General features: G+C 42.7%; 26 protein-coding genes and 1 pseudogene. 26 read left to right on the forward strand and 1 reads right to left on the reverse strand.

What is annotated here, in order from left to right:
• The first annotated feature begins 34 nt into the window (after positions 1-34).
• The 23 genes from EEL30_06910 (at position 35) to EEL30_07020 (ending at position 24,467) form a co-directional block, all read left to right on the forward strand.
• Positions 35-1,504, forward strand: coding sequence for a glutamate--tRNA ligase (locus tag EEL30_06910; GenBank protein QDX92120.1), 1,470 nt, complete (start codon positions 35-37; stop codon positions 1,502-1,504).
• A 423-nt stretch (positions 1,505-1,927) separates the two neighbouring features.
• Positions 1,928-2,593, forward strand: coding sequence for a serine O-acetyltransferase (gene cysE / locus EEL30_06915; protein ID QDX92121.1), 666 nt, complete (start codon positions 1,928-1,930; stop codon positions 2,591-2,593).
• Complete coding sequence (locus tag EEL30_06920) at positions 2,574-3,980, forward strand: cysteine--tRNA ligase (GenBank protein ID QDX92122.1); 1,407 nt, start codon at positions 2,574-2,576, stop codon at positions 3,978-3,980. Before cysE ends, EEL30_06920 begins: the two co-directional genes overlap by 20 nt.
• Positions 3,981-3,991: 11 nt before the next feature.
• Positions 3,992-4,399 (forward strand): ribonuclease III, encoded by a 408-nt coding sequence (locus EEL30_06925; protein ID QDX92123.1) that lies wholly within the window; start codon positions 3,992-3,994, stop codon positions 4,397-4,399.
• A gap of 5 nt (positions 4,400-4,404) precedes the next feature.
• Positions 4,405-5,160: a 23S rRNA (guanosine(2251)-2'-O)-methyltransferase RlmB gene (gene rlmB, locus EEL30_06930; GenBank protein ID QDX92124.1), complete on the forward strand. Its 756-nt coding sequence runs from the start codon at positions 4,405-4,407 to the stop codon at positions 5,158-5,160.
• 1 nt (position 5,161) lies between these two features.
• Positions 5,162-5,686: an NYN domain-containing protein gene (locus EEL30_06935; protein QDX92125.1), complete on the forward strand. Its 525-nt coding sequence runs from the start codon at positions 5,162-5,164 to the stop codon at positions 5,684-5,686.
• A gap of 79 nt (positions 5,687-5,765) precedes the next feature.
• On the forward strand, positions 5,766-6,416 hold the full coding sequence (gene sigH, locus EEL30_06940) for an RNA polymerase sporulation sigma factor SigH (protein QDX92126.1): 651 nt from the start codon (positions 5,766-5,768) through the stop codon (positions 6,414-6,416).
• Between the two features lie 287 nt (positions 6,417-6,703).
• Positions 6,704-6,853: a 50S ribosomal protein L33 gene (gene rpmG, locus EEL30_06945; protein ID QDX92127.1), complete on the forward strand. Its 150-nt coding sequence runs from the start codon at positions 6,704-6,706 to the stop codon at positions 6,851-6,853.
• A gap of 29 nt (positions 6,854-6,882) precedes the next feature.
• Positions 6,883-7,077 (forward strand): preprotein translocase subunit SecE, encoded by a 195-nt coding sequence (secE, locus tag EEL30_06950; protein ID QDX92128.1) that lies wholly within the window; start codon positions 6,883-6,885, stop codon positions 7,075-7,077.
• Positions 7,078-7,125: 48 nt separating this feature from the next.
• Complete coding sequence (gene nusG, locus EEL30_06955) at positions 7,126-7,662, forward strand: transcription termination/antitermination protein NusG (protein ID QDX92129.1); 537 nt, start codon at positions 7,126-7,128, stop codon at positions 7,660-7,662.
• A 171-nt stretch (positions 7,663-7,833) separates the two neighbouring features.
• Entirely contained in the window at positions 7,834-8,259 is a 426-nt protein-coding gene (gene rplK / locus EEL30_06960) for a 50S ribosomal protein L11 (GenBank protein ID QDX92130.1), read from the forward strand.
• Between the two features lie 99 nt (positions 8,260-8,358).
• Positions 8,359-9,042, forward strand: coding sequence for a 50S ribosomal protein L1 (locus tag EEL30_06965; protein QDX92131.1), 684 nt, complete (start codon positions 8,359-8,361; stop codon positions 9,040-9,042).
• A 226-nt stretch (positions 9,043-9,268) separates the two neighbouring features.
• Complete coding sequence (locus EEL30_06970) at positions 9,269-9,784, forward strand: 50S ribosomal protein L10 (protein QDX92132.1); 516 nt, start codon at positions 9,269-9,271, stop codon at positions 9,782-9,784.
• Between the two features lie 30 nt (positions 9,785-9,814).
• Positions 9,815-10,174 (forward strand): 50S ribosomal protein L7/L12, encoded by a 360-nt coding sequence (locus EEL30_06975; protein ID QDX92133.1) that lies wholly within the window; start codon positions 9,815-9,817, stop codon positions 10,172-10,174.
• 108 nt (positions 10,175-10,282) lie between these two features.
• Positions 10,283-10,879, forward strand: coding sequence for a class I SAM-dependent methyltransferase (locus EEL30_06980; protein ID QDX92134.1), 597 nt, complete (start codon positions 10,283-10,285; stop codon positions 10,877-10,879).
• A gap of 333 nt (positions 10,880-11,212) precedes the next feature.
• A complete protein-coding gene (gene rpoB / locus EEL30_06985; GenBank protein QDX92135.1) occupies positions 11,213-14,749 on the forward strand; it encodes a DNA-directed RNA polymerase subunit beta in 3,537 nt (1,178 codons plus the stop codon).
• A gap of 30 nt (positions 14,750-14,779) precedes the next feature.
• Positions 14,780-18,400: a DNA-directed RNA polymerase subunit beta' gene (rpoC, locus tag EEL30_06990; protein ID QDX92136.1), complete on the forward strand. Its 3,621-nt coding sequence runs from the start codon at positions 14,780-14,782 to the stop codon at positions 18,398-18,400.
• Between the two features lie 167 nt (positions 18,401-18,567).
• Positions 18,568-18,822 carry a 50S ribosomal protein L7ae-like protein gene (locus EEL30_06995; GenBank protein QDX92137.1) on the forward strand — a complete coding sequence of 85 codons (255 nt, stop codon included), beginning with the start codon at positions 18,568-18,570 and terminating at the stop codon, positions 18,820-18,822.
• A gap of 118 nt (positions 18,823-18,940) precedes the next feature.
• Positions 18,941-19,363: a 30S ribosomal protein S12 gene (locus EEL30_07000; GenBank protein QDX92138.1), complete on the forward strand. Its 423-nt coding sequence runs from the start codon at positions 18,941-18,943 to the stop codon at positions 19,361-19,363.
• Positions 19,364-19,414: 51 nt separating this feature from the next.
• Positions 19,415-19,885: a 30S ribosomal protein S7 gene (locus EEL30_07005; GenBank protein ID QDX92139.1), complete on the forward strand. Its 471-nt coding sequence runs from the start codon at positions 19,415-19,417 to the stop codon at positions 19,883-19,885.
• 68 nt (positions 19,886-19,953) lie between these two features.
• The gene (fusA, locus tag EEL30_07010) at positions 19,954-22,032 is read left to right on the forward strand and encodes an elongation factor G (protein QDX92140.1); all 2,079 of its coding nucleotides are present in this window, start codon (positions 19,954-19,956) and stop codon (positions 22,030-22,032) included.
• A gap of 162 nt (positions 22,033-22,194) precedes the next feature.
• Positions 22,195-23,385, forward strand: a complete 1,191-nt coding sequence (tuf, locus tag EEL30_07015; protein QDX92141.1) for an elongation factor Tu — start codon at positions 22,195-22,197, stop codon at positions 23,383-23,385.
• Between the two features lie 170 nt (positions 23,386-23,555).
• Entirely contained in the window at positions 23,556-24,467 is a 912-nt protein-coding gene (locus tag EEL30_07020; protein ID QDX92142.1) for a DMT family transporter, read from the forward strand.
• A 15-nt stretch (positions 24,468-24,482) separates the two neighbouring features.
• Here the strand turns inward: EEL30_07020 and EEL30_07025 are convergent, their stop codons facing one another.
• Positions 24,483-24,887 carry a globin gene (locus EEL30_07025; GenBank protein QDX92143.1) on the reverse strand — a complete coding sequence of 135 codons (405 nt, stop codon included), beginning with the start codon at positions 24,885-24,887 and terminating at the stop codon, positions 24,483-24,485.
• A 56-nt stretch (positions 24,888-24,943) separates the two neighbouring features.
• Between EEL30_07025 and EEL30_07030 the strand changes: the two are divergent.
• From EEL30_07030 to EEL30_07040, 3 genes and pseudogenes are all read left to right on the forward strand, one after another.
• Positions 24,944-25,179: pseudogene (locus EEL30_07030) on the forward strand (hypothetical protein).
• Positions 25,149-25,457 carry a 30S ribosomal protein S10 gene (locus EEL30_07035; GenBank protein QDX92144.1) on the forward strand — a complete coding sequence of 103 codons (309 nt, stop codon included), beginning with the start codon at positions 25,149-25,151 and terminating at the stop codon, positions 25,455-25,457. The pseudogene EEL30_07030 and the gene EEL30_07035 overlap by 31 nt, the downstream one beginning before the upstream one ends.
• Positions 25,458-25,604: 147 nt before the next feature.
• A complete protein-coding gene (locus EEL30_07040; GenBank protein QDX92145.1) occupies positions 25,605-26,231 on the forward strand; it encodes a 50S ribosomal protein L3 in 627 nt (208 codons plus the stop codon).
• Positions 26,232-26,248: the final 17 nt, after the last annotated feature.

Below are 26,248 nucleotides of genomic sequence, written 5' to 3' on the forward strand. Positions count from 1 at the left end.
TCATAATTGGAAGAGATGGTATAAGGATGGTGTCATCATGACTAAGGAAGTTCGTTTGCGCTATGCTCCGAGTCCAACCGGTCACCTGCATATTGGCGGTGCTCGTACAGCGCTTTTTAATTATTTGTATGCACGTCGTTTAGGCGGAAAATTTATTGTGCGTATTGAGGATACAGATCAAGTCCGCAATGTGGAAAATGCTGCGGAAAAACAAATGGAAAACTTGAAGTGGCTCGGCGTCGATTGGGATGAGGGCGATGATGTTGGTGGCCCATATGGTCCGTATCGTTGCATGGATCGCTTGGATATTTATAAAGGATACATTGAACAATTATTGAATGAAGGAAAAGCATATTACTGCTATGCAACAAAGGACGAGCTTGATGCAGAACGTGAAGAGCAGGTTGCACGTAATGAAACTCCTCGTATTTTGGAAAAGCATCGTCATACTACTCCAGAACAAAAAGCTGCATATGAGCAAGAGGGACGAGTTCCTTCTGTTCATTTCATTATGCCAGATAACCGTTCTTATACGGTGAATGATCTTGTGCGTGGCGAAGTAACCTTTGACTCAAATGAAATGGGCGGGGATTTCGTTATCTGTCGTCCGGATGGTATCCCGACTTACAACTTTGCTGTTGTAATCGATGACTATCTTATGAAAATCAGTCATGTTGTACGAGGAGAAGAACATCTTTCTAACACGCCGCGTCAATTGATGATCTATGAAGCGTTTGGTTGGGAAGCTCCTCAATTTGCTCACTTGGCTCTCATTTTGAATCAAGAAGGCAAAAAGATGAGTAAACGCGATGAAAGCATTATTCAATTCATTGAGCAATATCGCGATATGGGTTATTTACCAGAAGCTATTGTTAACTTCTTGGTGTTATTAGGATGGTCTCCAGGTGGGGAACAAGAGATCTTCTCTTTAGAAGAGCTGAGCGAACGTTTCAGCTTCGATCGAGTTAGCAAATCCCCAGCTGTATTTGACAGTACCAAAATGAACTGGATGAACAATCACTATCTAAAAGCTAAACCAGTGGATGTTATCGTGGACATGTGTATTCCTCATCTACAAGAAGCTGGCTTCCTTGAAGGAGAATTGACTCCTGAACGTAGAGAGTGGACAACACAAATCGTAGCTCTATATCAAGAACAAATGTCTTACTGTTCTCAGATTGTACCTCTTTCTGCCCTCTTTTTCTTAGATGAAGTGGTTTATGAAGAAGATGCAAAAGCTGTATTAAAAGAACCTCAAGTAAAAGAGGTGCTTGTTAGCTTTAAAGAGCACATTGAATCTGCAGATGAATATAGTGTAGAAGTAATTAATGCTTCCTTGAAGGCAGTTCAAAAAGCAACCGGCCATAAAGGAAAAGCACTATTTATGCCAGTACGTGTATCCATTACAGGTCAGGCGCACGGACGTGATCTTGGTCAATCTATTTATTTAATTGGTCGCGGAAAAGTGTTAGCACGTCTACAACAAGTCATTTCTAGTCTATAATAAAAACAACATATAATTTACGTGCGTTGAACAGGAGAAGTACAAGTGAGAGGATTCTCTAGAGAGAACGGGATAGGTGGAAACCGTTTGTAGACTCTGCTTGGAAATGCACCTGGGAGCAACCAATTGAACACAATGTTTATCATTGAAAGTAGATTGGTCGGGGGACCCGCCGATAAAGGGTATTGAGCGAGATGAACTCTAGCTATCTTTGGTGTAGAGTTGATTCATCTAAGCAGAGTGGAACCACGGTAAAAACACCGTCTCTGCGTCTATATAGGCGTGAGAGGCGGTGTTTTTTGCATTCATCTGAGAAAAAGCAACATCCTGCCCTGCAGAAGCCTTATCAGAACGTAAAGCCTGCTTCGTTTACGCTGTAACATTGAGCAATCGGTGGTCAGGCAAAAGAATAGGGGGAGTCCCATGTTTGCCAGGATGAAGGAAGATATACAGGTAGTGTTTGAACGTGACCCTGCTGCACGCAGTACGTGGGAAGTGGTGCTTACTTATGCAGGACTTCATGCCATTTGGGGTCACCGAGTGGCAAATAGTTTGTGGAAAAAAGGCTGGAAAACCTCTGCTCGTATTGTATCTCAAATCACGCGTTTTTTTACAGGAATCGAAATACATCCAGGAGCAACGATTGGTCGGAGAATGTTTATTGACCACGGGGCTGGTGTCGTAATTGGAGAAACCTGTGAGATTGGCGAGGATGTAACTATATATCAAGGAGTGACCCTTGGCGGTACAGGGAAGGAAAAAGGGAAGCGCCATCCGACGGTAGGAAACAATGTCATTATCGCCTCTGGAGCAAAGGTACTTGGTTCGTTTAAAATTGGTGATTATTCTAAAGTTGGAGCGGGTTCAGTTGTTCTCCAACCCGTACCATCCCATTCAACAGTGGTTGGGATTCCAGGGCGTATTAAGATGCAAAATGGCAAGAAAGTAGAATGCGATTTAGACCATGTTAATTTACCAGACCCGATTTTAGAAATGATTCGGGATATGCAGAAGGAAATCGCCCAATTAAAAGTGGAGCTTGATCACGTTAAAAAGGAGAAGTCGGAAAATGAGCATACGCTTATATAACACCATGTCACGCGAAAAAGAAGCCTTTATCCCGTTGGAGGAAGGCAAAGTGAAAATGTATGTCTGCGGTCCAACGGTTTATAATTATATTCATATAGGAAATGCCCGTCCTGCAATTGTGTTTGATACATTACGCCGCTATTTATCGTATAAAGGCTATAAGGTTACTTTTGTACAAAATATTACTGATGTAGATGACAAGTTGATTCGTAAAGCAAATGAGGAAGAAACAACCGTGGCAGAATTGGCGGATCGTTATACAGCAGCCTATAATCAGGACCTGCAAGGGGTAAATGTCCTGCCGCCTGATATCCAGCCGCGGGTTATGAATACCATTCCTGAGATCATCTCCTTTATTGAGGGGCTTATTGAAAAAGGATTTGCTTACGAGAGTGCGGGTGATGTTTATTTCCGTACCAATCGCTTTGAAGAGTACGGTAAACTTTCTCATCAGCCATTGGATGATTTGCAAGTGGGGGCACGTATTGAAGTAAGTGAAAAGAAAGAGGGACCACTTGATTTTGCTCTTTGGAAAGCAGCTAAGCCCCAAGAAATTTCTTGGGATAGTCCTTGGGGAGCAGGGCGTCCAGGCTGGCATATTGAGTGCTCCGCAATGGCTCTTCGTTTCTTAGGTGAGTCCATTGATATTCATGCAGGTGGAACAGATCTTACTTTCCCCCATCATGAAAATGAAATTGCACAATCAGAGTGCTTTACAGGAAAACCATTTGCACGCTACTGGATGCATAATGCTATGCTTAACATCGACAACGAAAAGATGTCGAAGTCCTTGGGCAATTTTCTGTTAGCACGTGATTTGATTGCAAAATACAGTGGTCAACTTATTCGTTTTTTCATGTTAAGTGGACATTATCGCAGTCCAATTAATTTTAGTGATGAAATGCTAGAACAAGCTACTAATGGGTTAGATCGTATCAAAAATGCTTATGTGAATCTGGGGCATCGTTTGAATACAGCACGAGTGGAAGAGCCAAATGGCATAGCGCAGGAACAAGCGCAATTAATTGAAAGTTTGCGTCAGCGTTTTGAAGAAGAGATGAATGATGATTTAAATACAGCCAATGGAATTACGGTGTTGTTTGATATTTCCAAGGAAGCCAACCTATATACACGCCATGAAAACGTAGGAGCTACGGAAATCAAGGCTTATCGTCAGCTACTAGAAGAGCTAACCGCTGTATTGGGTTTGATTTTACAAGAAGAGGCTACTTTATTAGATGAAGAGATTGAGCTTTTAATAGTAGAACGTACCGAAGCTCGCAAGGCTCGAAATTTTGCCCGTTCTGATGAAATCCGCGATCAACTACAAGAGATGGGAATTATCCTTGAAGATACACCACAGGGTATCCGTTGGCGTCGAAAATAAGGAGCAATAACATGATGATAGAAAGAGAAACACTAGCTCGCGATCCTAAACTTACTAATCCGCTAGTGCTCGCCTTTTTAGGGGATGCTACGTATGCTCATTACGTACGCTACCATTTGATAACGAAAGGGATTGCAAAACCGAATTTACTGCATAAAACGGCAAATCGATATGTGGCTGCGAAAGCACAAGCAACAATCTTGCACCATCTAATGCCCTCTTTAACTGAAGAGGAGATGGCACAAGTGAAGCGTGGAAGAAATGCCAAATCTGGATCAAGTGCCAAGAATGCTGACATTGTCGATTATCGGCATGCAACAGCTTTCGAGGCCTTGATCGGCTATTTATATTTGAATGGTGAAGACGAGCGATTGCAAGAGATTATTCAAAAAGCGTTTGCAATCGTGGAAGGAGATTAAGTGAAATGAATGAAGAGTGGATTTTGGGTAAAAACCCTGTTATCGAGGCCTTGCGCTCGGGGCGTACTATTAATAAAATCTGGATGGCAGAGGGTGCTAATAAAAACCAGATGGGGCCTATCTTTACGCTTGCAAAGGATCTTGGAGTAGTTATTACCACAGCCAACCGTAAAAAGTTAGATCAACTAGTTAGCTCGGATAACCATCAAGGGGTCGTTGCTTCGGTAGCAGCGTACGACTATGTGGAAATAGATGATATTTTAGCTAAGGCAGAAGAGAAAAATGAAGTGCCTTTTGTGATTATTCTAGACGAGCTAGAAGACCCACATAATCTAGGCTCCATTCTGCGTACTGCTGATGCAGTTGGAGCGCATGGAGTCATTATACCAAAACGTCGATCTGTTTCTCTTACAGCGACAGTTGCTAAAGCCTCTGCTGGTGCTATTGAGTATGTACCAGTTGCTCGTGTGACTAACATTGTACGTGCGATGGAGGAATTAAAGGAAAAAGGCTTCTGGATTGCTGGTACGGATGCGGCAGGTAAGCAAGATTTCCGAGAAGGAGATTACACCATGCCGTTTGCACTGGTGATCGGTAGTGAAGGAAAGGGCATGAGTCGTCTTGTGCGAGAGAACTGCGATTTCCTTTACCGCTTGCCGATGGTTGGACAAGTTACTTCGCTCAATGCTTCTGTTGCTGCGGCTATTCTAATGTATGAGGTATATCGAGGACGAAACCCACTCTTAACTAGAGGAAAATGAGATGGCTAAAAGAAAGAGCAAACAGCTGCTCATTGTAGATGGCTATAACATTATTGGGGCATGGCCACAGTTGCGCGTCTTGAAGGATCAGGATCAGATGGATGAGGCGCGCGACCTCCTCATTTCCCAATTAGCTGAATACCAAAGCTACTCAGGAATAAGGGTCATTGTAGTATTTGACGCCTATAAAATTCCTGGAATCGGAAGAAAACAGGAAGATTTTAAGATTGAGGTTTATTTTACGAAGAAAAAAGAGACAGCTGACGAAAAAATAGAGAGGCTAGTTCACGAGTTTTTCGAGAAAAATCGACAAATTTATGTAGCAACATCCGACTATACTTCTCAGCGGGTCATCTTTGGGCAAGGAGCTCTGCGAAAATCGGCAAGAGAGCTGTTGCTAGAAGTGGTGAACGCCAACAAGGAAATCGACCAAACCGTAAAAAAAACAAATGAAGAACAGTATTTTTCACGGATTCCGTTAAGTGATGAAATAGCGAAAATCTTCGAAAAATGGAGAAGAGAGTAAAACGCATTTGGTTGACGCTATTTTATCGATTCATGTATAATAACACTATCTTATGTAACCAGGTGTCGGAGGGATAATAGTGAGTGTTGACCTCAAGGAGTTAAAACATACTCAATATGATCTGATGTCCGACGAAGAAGTAGTAGAGTTAGTACGAGAGAACGATGCTGAGGCCCTAGAATACCTGATCAATAAGTACAAAAATTTCGTACGGGCCAAAGCTCGTTCTTATTTTTTGATCGGGGCGGACCGTGAAGATATTGTACAGGAAGGCATGATTGGCCTGTACAAGTCCATACGGGATTTTAGAGGGGACAAGCTCACTTCGTTTAAGGCATTTGCTGAGTTATGCATTACCCGTCAGATCATTACTGCGATTAAGACGGCAACAAGGCAGAAGCACATACCTCTTAACTCTTACGTATCGTTGGACAAGCCCATTTATGATGAGGATTCGGATCGAACTTTGCTTGACGTGATTTGTGGAACAAAGGTAACAGATCCTGAAGAGTTGTTTATTAATCGAGAAGAATTTGACGACATTGAAGGAAAGATGAGTGAAATTCTTAGCGATTTGGAACGTCAGGTACTGATGCTTTATCTAGATGGACGTTCCTATCAACAGATCGCGGTCGAATTGGATCGCCATGTAAAATCCATCGACAATGCTTTGCAACGAGTGAAACGAAAATTGGAACGATATTTAGAAGGTAGAGAAGTGCACCTGTAATTTTTCGTGTACTGCTTTGTCTATGCAATGTATTCGGCTATAAACGATAAAATCCTGTTTTTTGTCGAATTATTTTCAAAGAAATCTTGCTTAGAACGATAGTGTATAAAATTGTCAAGGCATTTCGTTGACATTAAGCTAGCTGATGTGATAAATTTGTTTGGTAGCCATAGAGTAGATTCTATGGTTACTTCTATGAACATACGGAAAAAAGTAGCGGTTTTTCCCGAGTTTATTTGGGTTGTAGTTATAGTCTTTAGGTATTAGAAAAGATGGAGGTGGCAATGATGCGAGTAAACATTACATTGGCGTGCACCGATTGCGGTGATCGTAACTATATCAGCACGAAAAACAAGCGTACGAACCCTGAGCGCATCGAAAAGAAGAAGTATTGCTCCCGCGATAAAAAGCACACAGTTCATCGTGAAACGAAATAATGATGAACGAAAAGTCTGGAGGTAGCAATATGAATATATTTTCCAGAACAGGTTCGTTTTTAAAAGATGTTGTCTCTGAATTGAAAAAAGTCCGCTGGCCGAATCGCAAAGAGCTGGTTAGCTATACAACGGTCGTTGTGCTTGCGATTACGTTCTTGGCGGTATTTATGTTTGTGGTGGACTTTGGAATTTCAGAGCTAATCGGTCTTATTATTAAGAAGTAGGTAATATTCGGGTCTTAGGAGGGACGGACGTCTAACGTCCTCGTGGATATGGAAAAAGCGTGGTATGTCGTTCATACTTACTCTGGGTATGAAAACAAGGTTAAAGCGAATCTGGAAAAACGTGTAGAGTCTATGGGCATGGAAGACAAAATCTTTCGCGTGCTTGTTCCTACTGAAGAAGAAGTAGAGAACAAAGACGGTAAAAAGCGCACAGTTACCAAAAAGGTATTTCCTGGATACGTGCTTGTTGAAATGGTTATGACGGACGATTCATGGTATGTCGTGCGGAATACCCCAGGGGTCACGGGTTTTGTCGGATCCACTGGAGCTGGTTCCAAACCAACAGCGTTGCTTCCTGAAGAAGCGGATACAATTCTCAAAACAATGGGATTTGAAGCGCCGAAAGTTAGGATCGATTTTGATCTTCGCGACATGGTTACCGTAAAGGATGGTCCTTTCACGGGTCGTGACGGGGAAATCATTGAAATTCTGGCCGACAAACAAAAAATTCGCGTGCTATTGGATATTTTCGGTCGCGAGACACCAGTTGAATTAGATTACACACAAGTTGAAAAAATGGATTAAGAACTCATCTTGAAAAGTATCGTTTCATATGATACAGTTCTTGATGATTCTAGAATCTGCAGACAAATGCGGTTCTCAATCTCACTACTGAATAAATCCATTTGGTTTATTTAGTAGAGTGGGAGGGGCGAGTACCCCGCATTACCACACACGAAGAAGGAGGTGTATTACGTGGCTAAGAAGGTAATCCGCGTAATTAAACTACAAATTCCAGCAGGTAAGGCAAACCCTGCACCTCCAGTAGGTCCGGCACTCGGTCAAGCTGGGGTTAATATCATGGGTTTCTGTAAAGAATTTAATGCTCGTACAGAAAGCGAAGCAGGAATGATCATTCCAGTAGAAATTACTGTATTTGAAGATCGTTCTTTCACATTCATTACAAAAACTCCACCGGCAGCAATTCTATTGAAAAAAGCAGCGGGAATCGAATCTGGTTCTGGCGTGCCTAACAAGACAAAAGTTGCTACTTTGAAACGTGATAAGGTTCGTGATATCGCGATCTTGAAACAACCGGATCTAAACGCAGCTTCTGTTGAAGCAGCTATGCGTATGGTTGAAGGTACTGCCCGTTCTATGGGTATTGTAATCGAAGACTAATTTGTCTTTGATTACTTGTTAAGGATGAGACTACAAGCTTTGTATCTCATCCTGTGGGAGGATTAAACCGCTACGACCACATTGAAGGGAGATTTGCAAATGCCTAAGCATGGTAAAAAATATCTAGAAGCTACAAAGCAGATCGACAAGACGAAAGTGTATGCTGTATCTGAAGCGATCGAGCTAGTGAAAAACGTAGCTTCTGCTAAATTTGATGAGACAGTTGAAGCAGCATTCCGTTTGGGTGTAGACCCTAAACGTGCTGATCAACAAATTCGTGGTGCTGTTGTATTGCCACACGGTACTGGTAAAGTACAACGTGTTCTTGTATTTGCTAGAGGTGAAAAGGCGAAAGAAGCTGAAGCAGCTGGAGCAGATTATGTAGGCGATGCTGACATGCTTGCTAAAATCCAAGGTGGATGGTTTGAGTTCGACGTAATCGTTGCTACTCCAGACATGATGGGTGAAGTAGGTAAATTGGGTCGCGTATTAGGTCCTAAAGGTCTAATGCCAAACCCTAAAACTGGTACTGTAACATTTGATGTTACAAAAGCAGTTAATGAAATCAAAGCTGGTAAGATCGAGTACCGTGTAGAAAAAGGTGGTATCATCCACGCTCCTATCGGTAAAGTATCTTTCGATGCTGAAAAACTAACTGAAAACCTTGCAGCTCTGACAGATGCTCTTAACCGTGCAAAACCAGCAGCAGCTAAAGGTATTTACATGAAAGGCGTTTCTATCAGTTCCACTATGGGTCCTGGTGTACGCGTTGATGTAAAATAATTACAGTTGACTTCTGATAGAGAAGTTGATAATATAGAACCTGTTGTTAAAGAGAATATTGTCATACCGTAGACAGAAGGCGCAGTGAACCGAAAGGTAAGTTGCTTAATTCCCTTCCGAGGTGTGTACTATTAATAGATTCGTTCTGTTGATATGTGCCCTCGCGAAACGTCTGCGAGGGCATTTTCAATTTACATTAGGATTGATTGCACGGGAGGTGTAACAAATGGCAGAAATTCGTCCAACTGTTATCCGTGAAGAGAAAGCACAAGTAATCAGCGAAATCGCTACTAAGTTGCGTGAAAGTCAAACAACAGTAGTAGCTGACTATCGTGGTCTTACAGTTGCTCAGGTAACTGAACTTCGTAAACAATTGCGTGAAGCTGGCATTGAATTTAAAGTATATAAAAATACTTTGTCTCGTTTAGCTACAGCTCAAGAAAACTTGAGCGAATTGGACCAATACCTATTGGGACCAAACGTAATTGCTTTCTCTAAAGGTGACGTAATTGCTCCTGCGAAGATCATTGCTGACTTCGCAAAGAAAAATGAAGCACTTGAAATCAAAGGTGGAGTTATCGAAGGTAAAGTAGTAGGCGCTGAAGAAATCAAAGCACTTGCTGCACTACCATCTCGCGAAGGCTTGTTGTCCATGCTTCTCAGCGTGCTACAAGCACCAGTTCGCAACTTCGCGCTTGCGGTTAAAGCTGTTTCCGAACAAAAAGAAGGCCAAGGCGCCTAATCGGTATAAGAAAGATTGGAGGACATTAAAATGAATCACGAACAAATTTTAGAAGCTATCAAAGGTATGTCCGTTCTTGAATTGAACGATCTAGTAAAAGCAATCGAAGAAGAATTTGGTGTAACTGCTGCAGCTCCTGTAGCTGTTATGGCTGGTGGCGCTGAAGCAGCTGCTGAGCAAACTGAGTTCACTGTTAACCTAGTTAGCGGCGGAGCTTCCAAAATCAACGTAATCAAAGTTGTTCGCGAAATCACAGGTCTTGGCCTGAAAGAAGCGAAAGACTTGGTTGATAACGCTCCTAAAGCACTTAAAGAAGGCGTTTCTAAAGACGAAGCTGAAGCTGTTAAAGCTAAGCTTGAAGAAGCTGGTGCAGTTGTAGAAGTTAAGTAATCTCTTCTACTTTCTATAGAGAAATCCCCTTACCGTTAAGGTTGGGGGATTTCTGCTATCTAGGCTTATTTCTTCTTACATGAAATGCTTGGGAAAGGAGGCAAGAGGATGAGTGATCATTATTACACAAACCGACCACAATCGGCACATGAGGAAGCTGAATTTAACTTTGAGCTGCTTGGAAAAACCTATCACTTTACAACCGATAGTGGTGTTTTTTCACGAGAACGAATTGATTTTGGGAGCGTACTATTAGTAGAAACCATGCAGTTTTCGGAACAGGCGCGCGTTCTTGATGTAGGCTGTGGTTACGGTCCGATAGGGTTTGCGGCTGCATCAATAGCTAACAAGGGACTTGTTACTATGATTGACATAAATGAACGGGCAGTAGCACTTGCGAAACGGAATGCAGAGCGAAATGGTGTTTCCAATGTGGAGATTATGGCCAGTGACCTTTACGAACAAGTAGAGGATAGAGAGTTTGATGTTATCTTAACCAATCCTCCTATCCGAGCTGGAAAAGAGACAGTGCACCGTATTTTCGCAGAAGGCTATAAGCTTTTAGCGCCTAATGGTGAAATGTGGGTTGTCATTCAAAAAAAGCAAGGAGCACCTTCTGCTATTAAAAAAATGGAAGAAGATTTTCGAGAGGTAGAAACTGTCGAAAAAAGCAAGGGTTATTTTATCATTCGAGCAAGAAAATAGCCAAATCTCCTTGACTAGGCATTTTCCTTATGTTAACATTATAAAATGTCAATATGGGTTAAATGTCTAAACTGAGCGATTCCTGATTTGTCAACACCTTTTTGTGCTGATTTTTAGCATATAGGGTTAAAGCTGTAAAAGGTTGGGAATTCTTTTAGAATAGAGTTTTTTATCAAAAATGAGGTTAAATGGTTAACCCATTTTTATTTTTGTGTCTTCAGCGTCTGGTGTTATATTACTAGATGCTTTCCGTTTTCCTAAATAAGAGGGAAGACATGTTGCGGTCAACATCTGATAAAACGATGTTGCAACAAAAAGTGAGGGGTGAATGAGTTGGCAGGTAAACTGGTCCAGAGCGGTAAGCACCGCCAGCGTCGCACGTATTCTCGAATCAACGAAGTACTGGGACTACCTAACCTAATCGAAATTCAGCAGAAATCTTACCAATGGTTTTTGGATACTGGTTTAAGAGAAATGTTCCAAGACATTTCGCCAATCCAAGACTTTACTGGTAATTTAGTGCTGGAGTTTATTGATTATAGCCTAGGTGAACCTAAATACGGCGTAGACGAGTCGAAGGAACGTGACGTAACGTATGCTGCTCCATTGCGTGTTAAAGTGCGTCTTTTAAACAAAGAGACGGGCGAAGTGAAGGAGCAAGAAGTCTTTATGGGAGATTTCCCACTGATGACAGAAACGGGTACCTTCATTATAAATGGAGCGGAGCGCGTTATTGTCAGTCAGCTCGTTCGTTCCCCTAGTGTTTACTATAACACTAAAATTGATAAGAACGGTAAACAGACTTTCAGCGCTACTGTTATTCCTAACCGTGGTGCATGGCTTGAACTTGAAACAGATGCGAAAGATATCATTTATGTGCGTATCGATCGTACTCGTAAAATTCCGGTTACCGTGTTACTCCGTTCTTTAGGTTTTGGAACTGATAAAGATATTCTAGACCTTTTGGGTCATGATGAGAAATTCGTAAATAACACGCTTGAAAAAGATAATACCGATTCTACTGAGAAAGCTTTGATTGAAATCTATGAGCGCTTGCGTCCAGGTGAACCACCTACAGTAGAAAACGCAAAGAGCTTACTAATTTCTCGCTTCTTTGATCCGAAGCGTTATGATCTAGCATCAGTAGGTCGTTATAAAATGAATAAAAAGCTCCATATTAAAAACCGTATATTTAACCAACGTCTTGCAGAGACGCTGATTGATACCACAACAGGTGAAATCATTGCAGAAGCAGGTCAAATTATTGACCGTCGTGTAATGGAAAAGATTCTACCTATGTTGGAAGGCGGCGTAAACTATGTGGACGTACGTACACATGGTGGAGTATTAGAGAACGAAACAATTACTCTTCAATCTGTTGATATTTTTGATGAAGAGGGTAAAGTAGTTAAGATTATCGGTAATGCTAATATCGATATGTCCGTAAAAAATATTACTCCAGCGGATATCGTTTCTGCAATTAACTATTTCATTAACCTACTACACCGTGTAGGTACTACAGATGATATTGACCATTTGGGTAACCGTCGTCTTCGTTCTGTAGGGGAATTGTTGCAGAACCAATTCCGTATTGGTCTTTCTCGTATGGAGCGTGTGGTTCGTGAACGCATGTCCATTCAAGATCAAAATCAAATTACTCCGCAGGCTTTGATTAACATCCGTCCTGTGATTGCGGCGATCAAAGAGTTCTTTGGTAGCTCCCAGCTTTCTCAGTTCATGGATCAAACGAATCCGCTTGCTGAATTAACACATAAACGTCGTTTGTCTGCATTGGGACCTGGTGGTTTGACACGTGAACGCGCTGGTTTCGAAGTCCGAGACGTGCATCACTCTCACTACGGTCGCATGTGTCCAATCGAGACGCCGGAGGGACCAAACATTGGTTTGATCAACTCCTTGTCTTCCTTTGCTCGCATTAATGATTACGGCTTTATTGAAACACCACGCCGTAAGATTAATCCTGAAACAGGCGTTGTGCTAACGGAGATTGAATACCTGACAGCTGACGAAGAGGATGTATATAACGTAGCTCAGTCGAACCAACCATTAGCTGAAGATGGTAAATTCGCAAACGAGATGGTTATCTGCCGCCGTAAAGGTGAAATCCTTAACATTCCTCGCGATAAGGTAGACTTTATGGATATCTCTCCTAAGCAGGTTGTATCTGTTGCGACAGCGTTAATTCCGTTCCTTGAGAACGATGACGCCAACCGTGCCCTAATGGGATCAAACATGCAACGTCAGGCCGTTCCACTACTAATTCCGCAAGCTCCATTTGTAGGAACTGGTATGGAGCATAAAGCGGCGCAGGACTCCGGTGTTGCAGTCGTTGCAAAATGGCCTGGTAAAGTAGAGCGTGTTACAGCTCGTGAAGTAACGGTAAGACGTTATATAGAGGTTGATGGCAAGCAAGTTGCTGGAGACCTAGATAAATATAAAATGCACAAATTCATTCGTTCTAACCAAGGGACTTGCATTAACCAACGCCCGATTGTACAACCTGGTGATATTATTGAAACAGGTGATATTATCGGTGATGGTCCGTCTACGGAGAAGGGTGAATTGGCACTTGGTCGCAACGTTATCGTAGCGTTTATGACTTGGGAAGGTTATAACTACGAGGATGCGATCTTGTTAAGTGAAAAACTGGTTAAAGATGACGTCTACACGTCGATCCATATTGAAGAATATGAATCAGAAGCACGTGATACGAAATTAGGACCAGAAGAGATTACTCGCGATATTCCGAACGTAGGGGAAGAGGCGCTGAAGAATCTTGATGAACGTGGTATCATTCGCGTGGGTGCTGAGATCCGCGATGGCGATATCCTTGTTGGTAAAGTAACGCCTAAGGGTGTAACAGAACTGACTGCGGAAGAGCGTCTATTGCATGCGATCTTTGGTGAAAAGGCACGAGAAGTTCGTGATACCTCACTACGTGTACCGCACGGTGGATCTGGTATCATTGTCGATGTAAAAGTATTTACTCGCGACAATGGGGATGAATTGCCTCCAGGTGTTAACCAATTAGTGCGTGTGTACATTGCACAAAAACGTAAAATCTCCGTTGGGGATAAAATGGCCGGTCGACATGGTAATAAAGGGGTTATTGCCCGTATCATGCCGGAAGAAGATATGCCGTTCCTACCAGATGGCTCACCAGTTGAGATTGTCTTGAATCCACTGGGTGTACCATCACGTATGAACATCGGTCAGGTACTTGAAACGCATTTAGGTATGGCAGCTAAATTGTTGGGTATTCATGTAGCGACTCCTGTTTTCGATGGTGCTCGTCAAGCTGATGTTCTTGATACACTTGAAGAAGCTGGTTTGGATCGCGACGGTAAAACCCTCTTATACGATGGCCGTACAGGTGAATCATTCGATCGCCGTGTAACAGTAGGTTGCGTGTACATGCTGAAACTGGCTCACTTGGTTGACGATAAGATTCATGCTCGTTCAACTGGACCATACTCTCTTGTTACGCAACAACCATTGGGTGGTAAAGCTCAATTTGGTGGTCAGCGCTTCGGGGAGATGGAGGTATGGGCGCTTGAAGCATACGGTGCCGCATATACTCTGCAAGAGATCCTCACCGTTAAATCTGACGATGTTGTTGGTCGTGTGAAAACGTACGAAGCGATCGTTAAAGGTGAAAACGTACCAGAACCGGGAGTTCCGGAATCATTCAAAGTATTGATTAAAGAACTTCAAAGCTTAGGTATGGACGTAAAAATCCTCTCTGGGGACGAGAAGGAAATTGAGATGCGCGAAACAGATGATGAGGATGAAGGAACTGGAGAAAAGTTAAATCTCTTACCTGAAAGCATAGGCGCACAAGATGAGTAAGATTCCGGTACAAGAGGGAGGTAACGCCCTGTGATTGACGTCAATAATTTTGAATATATGAAGATTGGTTTAGCTTCTCCCGATAAGATCCGTTCGTGGTCTTTCGGGGAAGTTAAAAAACCTGAAACAATTAACTACCGTACCCTGAAACCTGAAAAAGATGGTTTGTTCTGTGAACGTATTTTCGGACCAACTAAGGATTGGGAATGTCATTGCGGTAAATACAAGCGCGTTCGTTATAAAGGCGTAGTTTGTGATCGATGCGGCGTTGAGGTAACTCGTGCAAAAGTGCGTCGTGAACGTATGGGACACATTGAGCTTGCTGCTCCTGTTTCCCACATCTGGTATTTCAAAGGTATCCCGAGCCGTATGGGTCTGGTACTGGATATGTCTCCTCGTTCCCTTGAGGAAGTTATCTACTTTGCTTCTTATGTAGTAGTAGATGCAGGAGATACTCCTTTGGACAAAAAGCAACTTTTGTCTGAAAAAGAATACCGTAACTACCGCGAAAAGTATGGTCAATCTTTCCAAGCAGCGATGGGTGCTGAAGCAATCCGCCGCCTATTGGCTGAAATTGATCTAGAAAAAGAAGTAGGCACTCTGAAGGAAGATTTAAAAACTGTGCAAGGTCAACGACGCACTCGTGCGATTAAACGTTTAGAGGTATTGGAAGCGTTCCGTAACTCTGGTAATCGCCCTGATTGGATGGTACTTGACGTATTGCCTGTAATTCCTCCAGAATTGCGTCCGATGGTACAGTTGGATGGTGGTCGTTTTGCGACTTCTGACCTGAATGACCTGTATCGTCGTGTAATCAACCGTAACAACCGTCTGAAACGCCTACTTGAACTTGGCGCACCAGACATTATCGTACAAAACGAAAAACGTATGCTACAAGAAGCAGTAGATGCGTTGATTGATAACGGTCGTCGTGGACGTCCTGTTACCGGCCCTGGTAACCGTCCATTGAAATCTTTGAGCCATATGCTTAAAGGTAAGCAAGGTCGTTTCCGTCAAAACCTTTTGGGTAAACGTGTTGACTACTCTGGTCGTTCCGTTATCGTAGTAGGACCGAACTTGCGTATGTACCAATGCGGTCTGCCTAAGGAAATGGCGTTGGAACTCTTCAAGCCTTTCGTAATGAAGGAGCTTGTAGCAAAAGGCCTAGCTCATAACATCAAGAGTGCGAAACGTAAAGTTGAGCGCGTACAACATGAAGTATGGGACGTTCTAGAAGAGGTAATCAAAGAGCATCCTGTATTACTAAACCGCGCACCTACCTTGCACCGTTTGGGTATTCAAGCATTTGAACCGGTATTGGTAGAGGGACGCGCAATTCGTCTGCATCCGCTCGTATGTACAGCTTATAACGCTGACTTTGACGGTGACCAAATGGCGGTCCACGTACCATTGTCTGCAGAAGCACAAGCTGAAGCTCGTATCTTGATGCTTGCTGCACAAAACATCTTGAACCCGAAAGATGGTAAACCAGTTGTTACACCTTCTCAGGATATGGTGCTTGGTTCTTATTATCTGACTTTGGAGCGTAAAGGTGACGTGGGAGAAGGTTCTATCTTCCGCGATCCAGCCGATGCAATTGCAGCTTATGAGAATGCGTACATCACTTTGCAAACGCGTATTCTTATTCCGGCGAAGAGTTTGAGCAAAACGTCGTTTACGGAACAACAACAAGAGTCATTGTTAGCTACTACAGTAGGGAAAGTAATCTTCAACGAGATCTTCCCTCCAGAGTTGCCTTACATCAATGCTCCTACAAGAGACAACCTTCAGAACCAAGTATCTGATGAGTACTTTATGTTCGAAAAGGGCCAAGATACTAATAATTTTATTCAGAATTTGAAGGATCCTGGTGCTGTGAAGAAAGGCTTCTTGGGAACAATCATTGCTGAATGTTTCCGCCGTTTTGGAACAACCATGACATCTGAAATTCTTGATAAGATTAAAGAATTGGCATTTAAATATTCGACGAAGGCTGGTATTACGATCGCCGTTGCGGATATCGTAGTTCCATCCGAAAAACAAGCAATACTTGACTCTGCTGACGAAAAAGTAAGTGCGGTAATGGCGCAATTTCGTCGTGGTTTAATTACCGAGGATGAGCGTTATGATCGTGTAATCTCAATTTGGTCAAAAGCAAAAGATGAAGTAACCGAAGTTCTCATGAAATCCATGGATCAATTCAATGCGATTTACATGATGGCTAATTCCGGTGCCCGTGGTAACGTATCCCAGATCACTCAGTTAGCTGGTATGCGCGGTCTGATGGCGAATCCATCAGGTCGAATCATTGAGTTACCAATCAAATCCAACTTCCGTGAAGGTCTATCGGTATTGGAATACTTCATCTCTACGCATGGTGCGCGTAAAGGTTTGGCCGATACAGCCCTGCGTACAGCTGACTCAGGTTACTTGACTCGTCGTCTAGTAGACGTAGCGCAAGACGTTATCGTTCGCGAAGAAGATTGCGGAACAGATAAAGGTATTCGCGTGAGCGCTATTAAAGATGGTAAAGAAGAAATCGAAAAACTGTCTGATCGTTTAGAAGGCCGTACTTGCTTTGAGACAGTACGTCATCCTGAAACGGGTGAAATTCTTGTTCATCGTAATGAGGAAATTACCGAAGACATGGCGGAATATATCGTAAAACTTGGCATTCAAGATGTTTACATTCGTAACGTACTTGCTTGCCGCACAAGCCACGGTGTCTGCAAACGTTGCTATGGCCGCAACTTGGCTACAGGAGCAGAGGTAGAAATCGGGGAAGCAGTTGGTATTATCGCTGCACAATCCATTGGTGAGCCAGGTACACAGTTAACAATGCGTACTTTCCATACCGGTGGGGTAGCAGGAGACGATATCACGCAAGGTTTACCGCGTATTCAAGAGTTGTTTGAGGCGCGTAATCCTAAAGGTCAAGCGGTTATTACGGAAATCGACGCGGAAGTAATCAGCATCCGTGAAGATAAAGACAAACGAATCATCGAAGTACGCGGTGAAGCTGAGAATAAAGAATACGCTGCTCCATATGGCTCACGTATTAAAGTTACTCTTGGTCAGAAGCTAAACGCTGGTGATGAGTTGACAGAGGGTTCCGTAGACCCGAAAGAAATGCTGAAAGTACGCGGACAACGCGGTGTATCCAACTACATCTTGCAAGAGGTTCAAAAAGTTTACCGTATGCAAGGGGTAGAAATCAACGACAAGCACGTAGAGGTAATGATTCGTCAAATGCTTCGTAAATTGCGTGTAATTGATAGTGGAGAAACTGATCTGTTGCCAGGTTCTTTCGTGGAAGTGCATGAATTCGAACTTGCAAATGCAAAAGTTCTTATGTCTGGCAAGAGTCCAGCAGTTGGGCGTCCAGTGTTGCTTGGTATCACAAAAGCATCCTTGGAAACAGACTCCTTCTTGTCTGCAGCATCCTTCCAGGAAACAACGCGTGTTCTTACAGATGCAGCAATTAAGGGTAAAGTAGATAAACTACTTGGATTGAAAGAGAACGTAATTATCGGTAAGCTGATCCCAGCTGGTACCGGCATGAATCGCTATCGCAATTCAAAACTCTTAAATCGTGAACAAGCAGAAGGTAACAAAGCTGAAATGCTAGAAACCGTATCTGCAGAATCTTAATCCGTTATACTGATAAAGAGGCGTTTCTCCTTCAGGAGGAACTGCCTCCTTATCAATTTAATAGAAAACAAAATTTTTATAGACTCATAGGTTGACTTCTATAAAGATAGCTGGTATGATACTTGAGTGTGCCTGATAACTCAATTACTTTGGAGGATATGATCATCATGTCTTATGAAAAAGTAGAGTGGGCAAAGGAGTTAACGATCGGTATTAATCAAACTACCAAAGCAATTGAACATAACCTTGTTGAGGAAGTGTTTTTGGCTAAGGATGCAGATAGACGTTTAATACAAAAGGTCGCACTTCTATGTAAAGAAAAGGGTGTTCCCGTCAACTTTGTTGATTCCGCGAAACGTTTAGGTAAAGCGTGCGGGATACAAGTTGGGGCAGCCGCTTGTGCAATAAAAAAGAGTGGTTAAGCTATGTTTTTGTTGAAGAACGTTGCGTTTTTCCGGCAAAGGCATCTTATTTTGCCCATAAGTGATTCACCTGGATCTGTGGTCTTACACTAAAGAATGAGGAAGGAGGAAAAAGATCATGCCTACAATTAACCAATTAGTGCGCAAAGGTCGTAAAGATAAAGTCGTAAAGTCTAAGTCCCCAGCTCTACAAAAAGGGTACAACAGCTTTAAGAAATCCCAAACGAACCAAAGTTCACCTCAAAAACGTGGTGTATGTACTCGTGTAGGTACAATGACACCTAAAAAACCGAACTCCGCCCTTCGTAAGTATGCTCGTGTACGTTTAACTAACGGAATCGAGGTTACAGCTTACATCGGAGGTATCGGTCACAACCTTCAAGAACATAGTGTTGTACTAGTTCGTGGTGGTCGTGTAAAAGACTTACCAGGGGTACGTTATCATATCGTACGTGGTGCGCTTGATACAGCGGGTGTTAACAACCGTATGCAATCTCGCTCCAAGTATGGTACAAAACGTCCGAAACCTGCAAAGAAATAATCACTTTGCGTGATTACCCTATAATAACTCTAGGTAAAGGAGGGAAACTTGATGCCGCGTAAAGGTCCAGTTGCTCGACGCGACGTATTGCCAGATCCAATTCATAACAGTAAGTTGGTTACTCGTTTAATCAACCGTTTGATGTTGGATGGTAAACGTGGAGTTGCGCAAAATATCCTATATAACTCGTTTGACATCATTCAAGAACGTACAGGACGCAACCCTATGGAAGTGTTCGAAGAAGCTCTGAAAAACATCATGCCAGTACTTGAGGTAAAAGCTCGCCGTGTAGGTGGTGCTAACTACCAAGTACCTATCGAGGTTAAACCTGAGCGTCGTACGACTCTTGGTCTTCGTTGGTTAGTAAACTACGCTCGTCTTCGTGGTGAAAAAACTATGGAACAGCGTTTAGCTAACGAAATTATGGATGCAGCAAACAGTACTGGTGCAGCTGTTAAGAAACGTGAGGACACTCACAAAATGGCTGAAGCAAACAAAGCGTTTGCACACTATCGCTGGTAGAATGCAAAGCGGGTATCTTCTGGTACCCGCATATTCTCACATATGAGTATGGAAGGAGCAATTCCTAAATGGCTCGCGAATTCTCTCTAGCGAATACGCGTAATATCGGTATCATGGCACACATTGATGCCGGTAAAACGACAACAACCGAGCGTATTCTTTTTTATACCGGTCGCGTTCACAAAATCGGTGAGACACACGAAGGTGCCGCAACGATGGACTGGATGGAACAAGAACAAGAGCGCGGTATTACAATTACCTCTGCTGCTACGACTGCTCAATGGAATGGTCACCGCATCAACATCATCGATACTCCTGGTCACGTGGACTTCACAGTTGAAGTTGAACGTTCTCTGCGCGTACTTGATGGTACTGTTGCGGTTTTTGACGCGAAAGGCGGAGTAGAGCCACAGTCTGAGACTGTATGGCGTCAAGCAGACCGTTATGGCGTACCACGTGTTTGTTACGTAAATAAAATGGATATCATGGGTGCTGATTTTGATATGTGTTTAGATCAAATCAAAGAGCGTCTAGGTGCTAACCCAGTAGCTATCCAATACCCAATTGGAGCTGAAGATAATTTCACAGGTATCATTGATCTTGTTGAAATGAAAGCTCATATCTATATTGATGACTTGGGTAAAACTTCTGAAACTGCCGAGATTCCTGCTGAATTGAAAGATAGATGCGAAGAACTTCGCATGCATCTTGTTGAAGCAGCTGCGGAACAAGATGAAGAACTAATGATGAAATACCTTGAAGGAGAAGAGTTAACGATTGAAGAAATCAAAGTTGCTCTTCGTAAAGGTACAATCGCAGTAAACCTAGTACCTGTTCTTTGTGGTTCTTCTTACAAGAACAAAGGTGTTCAATTGATGTTGGATGCAGTAGTTGACTACTTGCCATCTCCAATTGACGTACCAGCAATCAAAGGTACTCTTCCAGATAGTGATGAAGTAGTTGTTCGTGAATCTGATGACAATGGTCCGTTCTCTGCTCTTGCATTTAAGATCATGACTGACCCTTACGTTGGTAAACTTACATTCTTCCGTGTATACTCTGGTAATCTTTCCTCTGGTTCTTACTTGCTTAACTCTACTAAGGGTAAACGCGAGCGTATCGGACGTATTCTGCAAATGCACGCTAACCACCGTGAAGAGATCCCTATGGTTTACTCCGGTGATATTGCTGCAGCTGTAGGTTTGAAAGATACTACAACTGGGGATACTTTGTGCGATGAGAAATCGCCAGTTATCCTTGAGTCCATGACATTCCCTGATCCAGTAATTCATGTTGCTATCGAACCAAAATCTAAAGCAGACCAAGATAAGATGGGTATTGCCCTTTCTAAACTTTCTGAAGAGGATCCAACGTTCCGTACGCACACAGATGAAGAAACTGGACAAACCATCATCGGTGGTATGGGTGAGCTTCACCTTGATATCATCGTTGACCGTATGAGACGCGAATTCAAGGTAGAAGCTAACGTGGGTGCTCCACAAGTAGCTTACCGTGAAACATTCCGTGGAACTGCTAAAGTTGATGGTAAATTCGTACGTCAATCCGGTGGTCGTGGTCAATACGGTCACGTTGTGGTTGAGTTCTCTCCACTTGAAGCTGGTCAAGGCTTCGTGTTCGAGAACAAGGTTGTCGGTGGTGCGATTCCTCGTGAATACATCCCAGCAGCTCAATCAGGTATTGAAGAATCCATGAAAAATGGTGTTCTTGCAGGATTCCCACTTGTTGACATTAAAGCTGTTCTTCTTGATGGTAGCTACCATGATGTAGACTCCTCTGAGATGGCGTTTAAAGTTGCAGGTTCCTTGGCACTTAAAGAGGCAGCTAAGAAATGTGGAGCTGTTCTTCTTGAGCCAGTTATGAAAGTAGAAGTTACTGTACCTGAAGACTACATGGGTGACGTAATGGGTGACATCAACTCTCGTCGTGGACGTATCGAAGGTATGGATGCTCGTGCAAACGCACAGGTTATCCGTGCAATGGTTCCTCTTTCCGAGATGTTTGGTTACTCTACAGTATTACGCTCCCGTACACAAGGTCGCGGTCAGTACTCTATGCAAATCGACCACTACGAAGAAGTACCAAGAAATATTTCTGAGGAAATCATCAAGAAAACTAAAGGTGAATAATCAGTATCTATTTTTTGAGAATTTACTTCTAGTGTAGATTTCTCTCTTTATCTTCAAAGAAGAAAGGTTTACAATATTGTTTGGTTACTACAAACTTCATGTAAATCTTTCTCTCTATACTTATTATAAAAACCTTTAATCTTTAAGGAGGCATATATTCTCATGGCAAAAGCAAAATTTGAGCGGAATAAACCCCACGTTAACATTGGTACTATCGGTCACGTTGACCATGGTAAAACAACTCTAACAGCTGCTATCACTACTGTTCTTGCAGTAACTGGTGGAGCAACTGCTATGGACTACGGTAGCATCGACGCTGCTCCTGAAGAGCGCGAGCGCGGTATCACAATCAACACTGCACACGTTGAGTACGAAACTGAAAACCGTCACTATGCACACGTTGACTGCCCAGGCCATGCTGACTATGTTAAAAACATGATCACTGGTGCTGCACAAATGGACGGAGCGATCCTAGTAGTATCTGCTGCTGACGGTCCAATGCCACAAACTCGTGAGCACATCCTTCTTTCTAAACAAGTAGGTGTACCTTACATCGTAGTATTCATGAACAAATGCGACATGGTTGACGATGAAGAGTTGCTAGAACTAGTTGAAATGGAAATCCGTGACCTATTGTCTCAATATGAGTTCCCAGGTGACGATACTCCAGTAATCAAAGGTTCTGCTAAAGAAGCTTTGGACAATCCAAATGGCGATTGGGCTAAGAAAATTCTTGAGTTGATGGAAGCTGTTGATTCTTACATCCCAACTCCAGAACGTGCTACTGACAAACCTTTCTTGATGCCTGTAGAGGACGTATTCACAATCACTGGTCGTGGTACAGTTGCTACTGGTCGTGTTGAGCGCGGTATCATCAAAGTTGGTGACTCAATCGAAATCATCGGTCTTCAAGAAGAAACTCGCAACTCCACTGTAACAGGTGTTGAGATGTTCCGTAAGCTTCTTGACCAAGCTCAAGCAGGGGATAACATTGGTGCGCTTCTTCGTGGTGTTGAGCGTAAAGACATCGAGCGTGGACAATGTCTAGCTAAGCCAGGTTCCGTTAAACCTTACACTAAATTTAAATGTGAAGTTTACGTTCTTTCTAAAGAAGAGGGTGGACGTCACACTCCATTCTTCGCTAACTACCGTCCACAGTTCTACTTCCGTACAACTGACGTAACAGGTATCGTTCAATTGCCAGAAGGCGTTGAAATGATCATGCCTGGCGATAACACTGAGTTCACTGTTGAACTTATCGCTCCAGTTGCAATGGAACAAGGTACTCGTTTCGCGATTCGCGAAGGTGGCCGTACAGTAGGCGCTGGCGTAGTATCTACTATCGTTGAATAGTTTTTACTTGTTATAAAAACCCGAGGATATTCTCCTCGGGTTTTTTGTGCGCATAATGAAAGACACTCTTCTGAAAAGTAAGTACCTTTAATGATACTGTCTCTATAGCCAAATGAGTACGTGCCTGTTACAATGTCTTTCATACTTTTCAGTAGGGAAGTGGATTATAAGTGGGGAAGAAAGATTCATACATATATGTCATACTAATTTCAGTAGTATGCATCTGGGGACTTAATGTGGTGATGGTGAAATACCTGTCTTTTTTTCCTCCAGTATTAATTGCAGCAATTCGAATGCTGATAGCAGCAATCGTGCTTACACCGATCTTATTTATAAAGAAGAGAGAAAAGCGTAAACTCTCAGTAAAGCAATGGTTGTTTATACTAGCCATCGGTTCCTCATCAATTGCATTGCATCAGATTCTATTAGCGTGGGGTCTTCAACACAGTACCGCGGGAAGCTCCTCGTTGATACTAGCATTAAATCCATTAGCAACTACGTTATTAGCAGCCATGTTTTTAAGCGAAAAACTGACTATCCGTAAAAGCATGGGCATCCTGCTTGGTTTTGCTGGTGTAATCATTGCGGTAACATCAAAAGGAAATGGACAATTAGCTTTTGGATTAGGTGAGATTATTATCTTTGGTTCCATGCTTATGTATGTAGCTGGTGGACTATTTGTTAGAAAAGCTAAGTCAACTGGTTTACCTGTGTGGGAGTTAACTGCCTATTCTCAATGGATAGGAGCATTAATCTTAGGGGTTTTAACTATAGGTATGTATCCCACAAACATTTTTCAGCAATTGGATACTAGTGTATTTACCTGGTTTGTGATTCTTTGTTCTGGAGGTATATCGAGTGGACTTGGTTCTTTAGGGTGGAATTATGGTATTCAAAAGATTGGAGCTAGCCAAACATCCATATTCTTAAATGGAATGCCAATTGCAAGCTTATTATTTGCTGCTTGGCTTATTGATGAACCTCTCACTTATCTAGCTATTGTGGCTCTAGTTTGCACTATTGCGGGAGTATACCTAGGCGCAACTAAATCGCGGACCGTAAAAGTATCTGTACCTAATTAAAGGAAGAAGGGGCGCCTACGATGGCGTTCCTTCTTCTTGATTCCAATGATTGATCATGTGATGAGCTGTTAGTGTAAGACGTTCAAAAATCTGAGATTTTATTGGTTCTTCGATTTCAGTATGGTCTAAAGCTTGTTCCATGCAAAAAAGCCAAGCTCCTGCCCTTTTGGGAGTAATCGCAAAAGGCAAGTGACGTGCTCGTAGCATGGGATGTCCATGTTTCTCAGAATAAAGAGAAGGACCACCAAGAAATTGCGTTAGGAATAAGGCTTGCTTTGCCTTTACTTCTGTGAGGTCAGACGGGAAAATAGGAATTAAGTCTTCATGCTTGGCAACCAAGTCATAGAAGTGATCCACTAGTTTGTTTAGGATGGGAGCTCCTCCGATTTGGTCATAAAGACTTCCATTCTTTTCAATCACATGAAGGCTCCTTTCTATTGTATAATAGCAAAGGTCGTAACCCGCATGTCTCTATTATACTTGTTTCATTAGAAAATCAAAGGAATTACAAAAAAAACTTGCAATGCCTATATTAATTTAGTAAAATAGTGAATGTTGGTCATGGACTTGCGATGATGCGGGAGGTTGCTGACACACCCGGCTCCTTTGCCATTGCTGGGGTGCAGGATATTTTCGCGGAGAAATGTCCGTTATAATATGGGCGAAAAAGGAGGGACTACAATGGCAAAACAAAAGATTCGTATCCGATTGAAAGCATATGATCATAAGATTCTAGATCAATCAGCTGAAAAAATCGTAGAAACTGCGAAACGTTCCGGTGCAAATGTATCTGGTCCGATTCCACTTCCTACTGAGAAAGCTGTGTACACAATTCTTCGTGCGGTTCATAAGTATAAAGATTCTCGTGAGCAATTCGAAATGCGTACGCATAAACGTCTAATTGATATCTTGAATCCAACACCACAAACGGTTGATGCACTAATGCGTTTGGATCTACCATCTGGTGTTGATATTGAGATTAAGCTTTAATCTCTACCTAGAGAATGACACGCTAGCCAGCGTTGTCTTGATGAGTACGGAAGTTAGAGGATTCATCATATAGCTCCCCTGCTCGTCAGTAGGGACTTGATACAACAAAGGTCATTTTATGAAAATGTAATGTAGGAGGTGGCACAAATGACCAAAGGAATCTTAGGAAAAAAACTTGGAATGACTCAAGTCTTCGCTCCAAATGGTACAGCAACTGCTGTTACTGTAATCCAAGCAGGACCTTGCGTGGTTCTTCAAAAGAAGGATCAAGCAACTGATGGATATGAAGCGATTCAGATCGGTTTCGACGATAAGAAAGATCATCGTGCGAATAAGCCTGAAAAAGGACACGCAGCTAAAGCTAACACTGCACCTAAGCGCTTCATCCGTGAAATCGACGGAATCAACCTCGCTGATTATGAGGTAGGTCAAGAACTTAAAGCTGATATTTTTGCCGCAGGAGAAGCAGTTGATGTTTCTGGTGTAAGCAAAGGTAAAGGATTTGCTGGTGCCATCAAGCGTCACAACCATTCTCGCGGACCAATGGCTCACGGTTCCCGTTACCATCGTGGACCTGGTTCCATGGGTTCTATCGCAGCTAACCGTGTGTTCAAAGGTATGAAATTGCCTGGTCAAATGGGTGGCGACAACGTAACAATCCAAAACCTTGAGGTTGTTAAAGTTGATACAGACCGCAACTTGATTCTTGTTAAAGGTTCCATACCTGGACCTAAAAACAGCTACGTAGTCGTACGTACGGCTGTCAAGAAATAAGGAAAGGAGGAACTGAC

It is taken from the genome of Brevibacillus laterosporus (genome assembly GCA_007833815.1).
GTDB lineage: Bacteria > Bacillota > Bacilli > Brevibacillales > Brevibacillaceae > Brevibacillus_B > Brevibacillus_B laterosporus_D.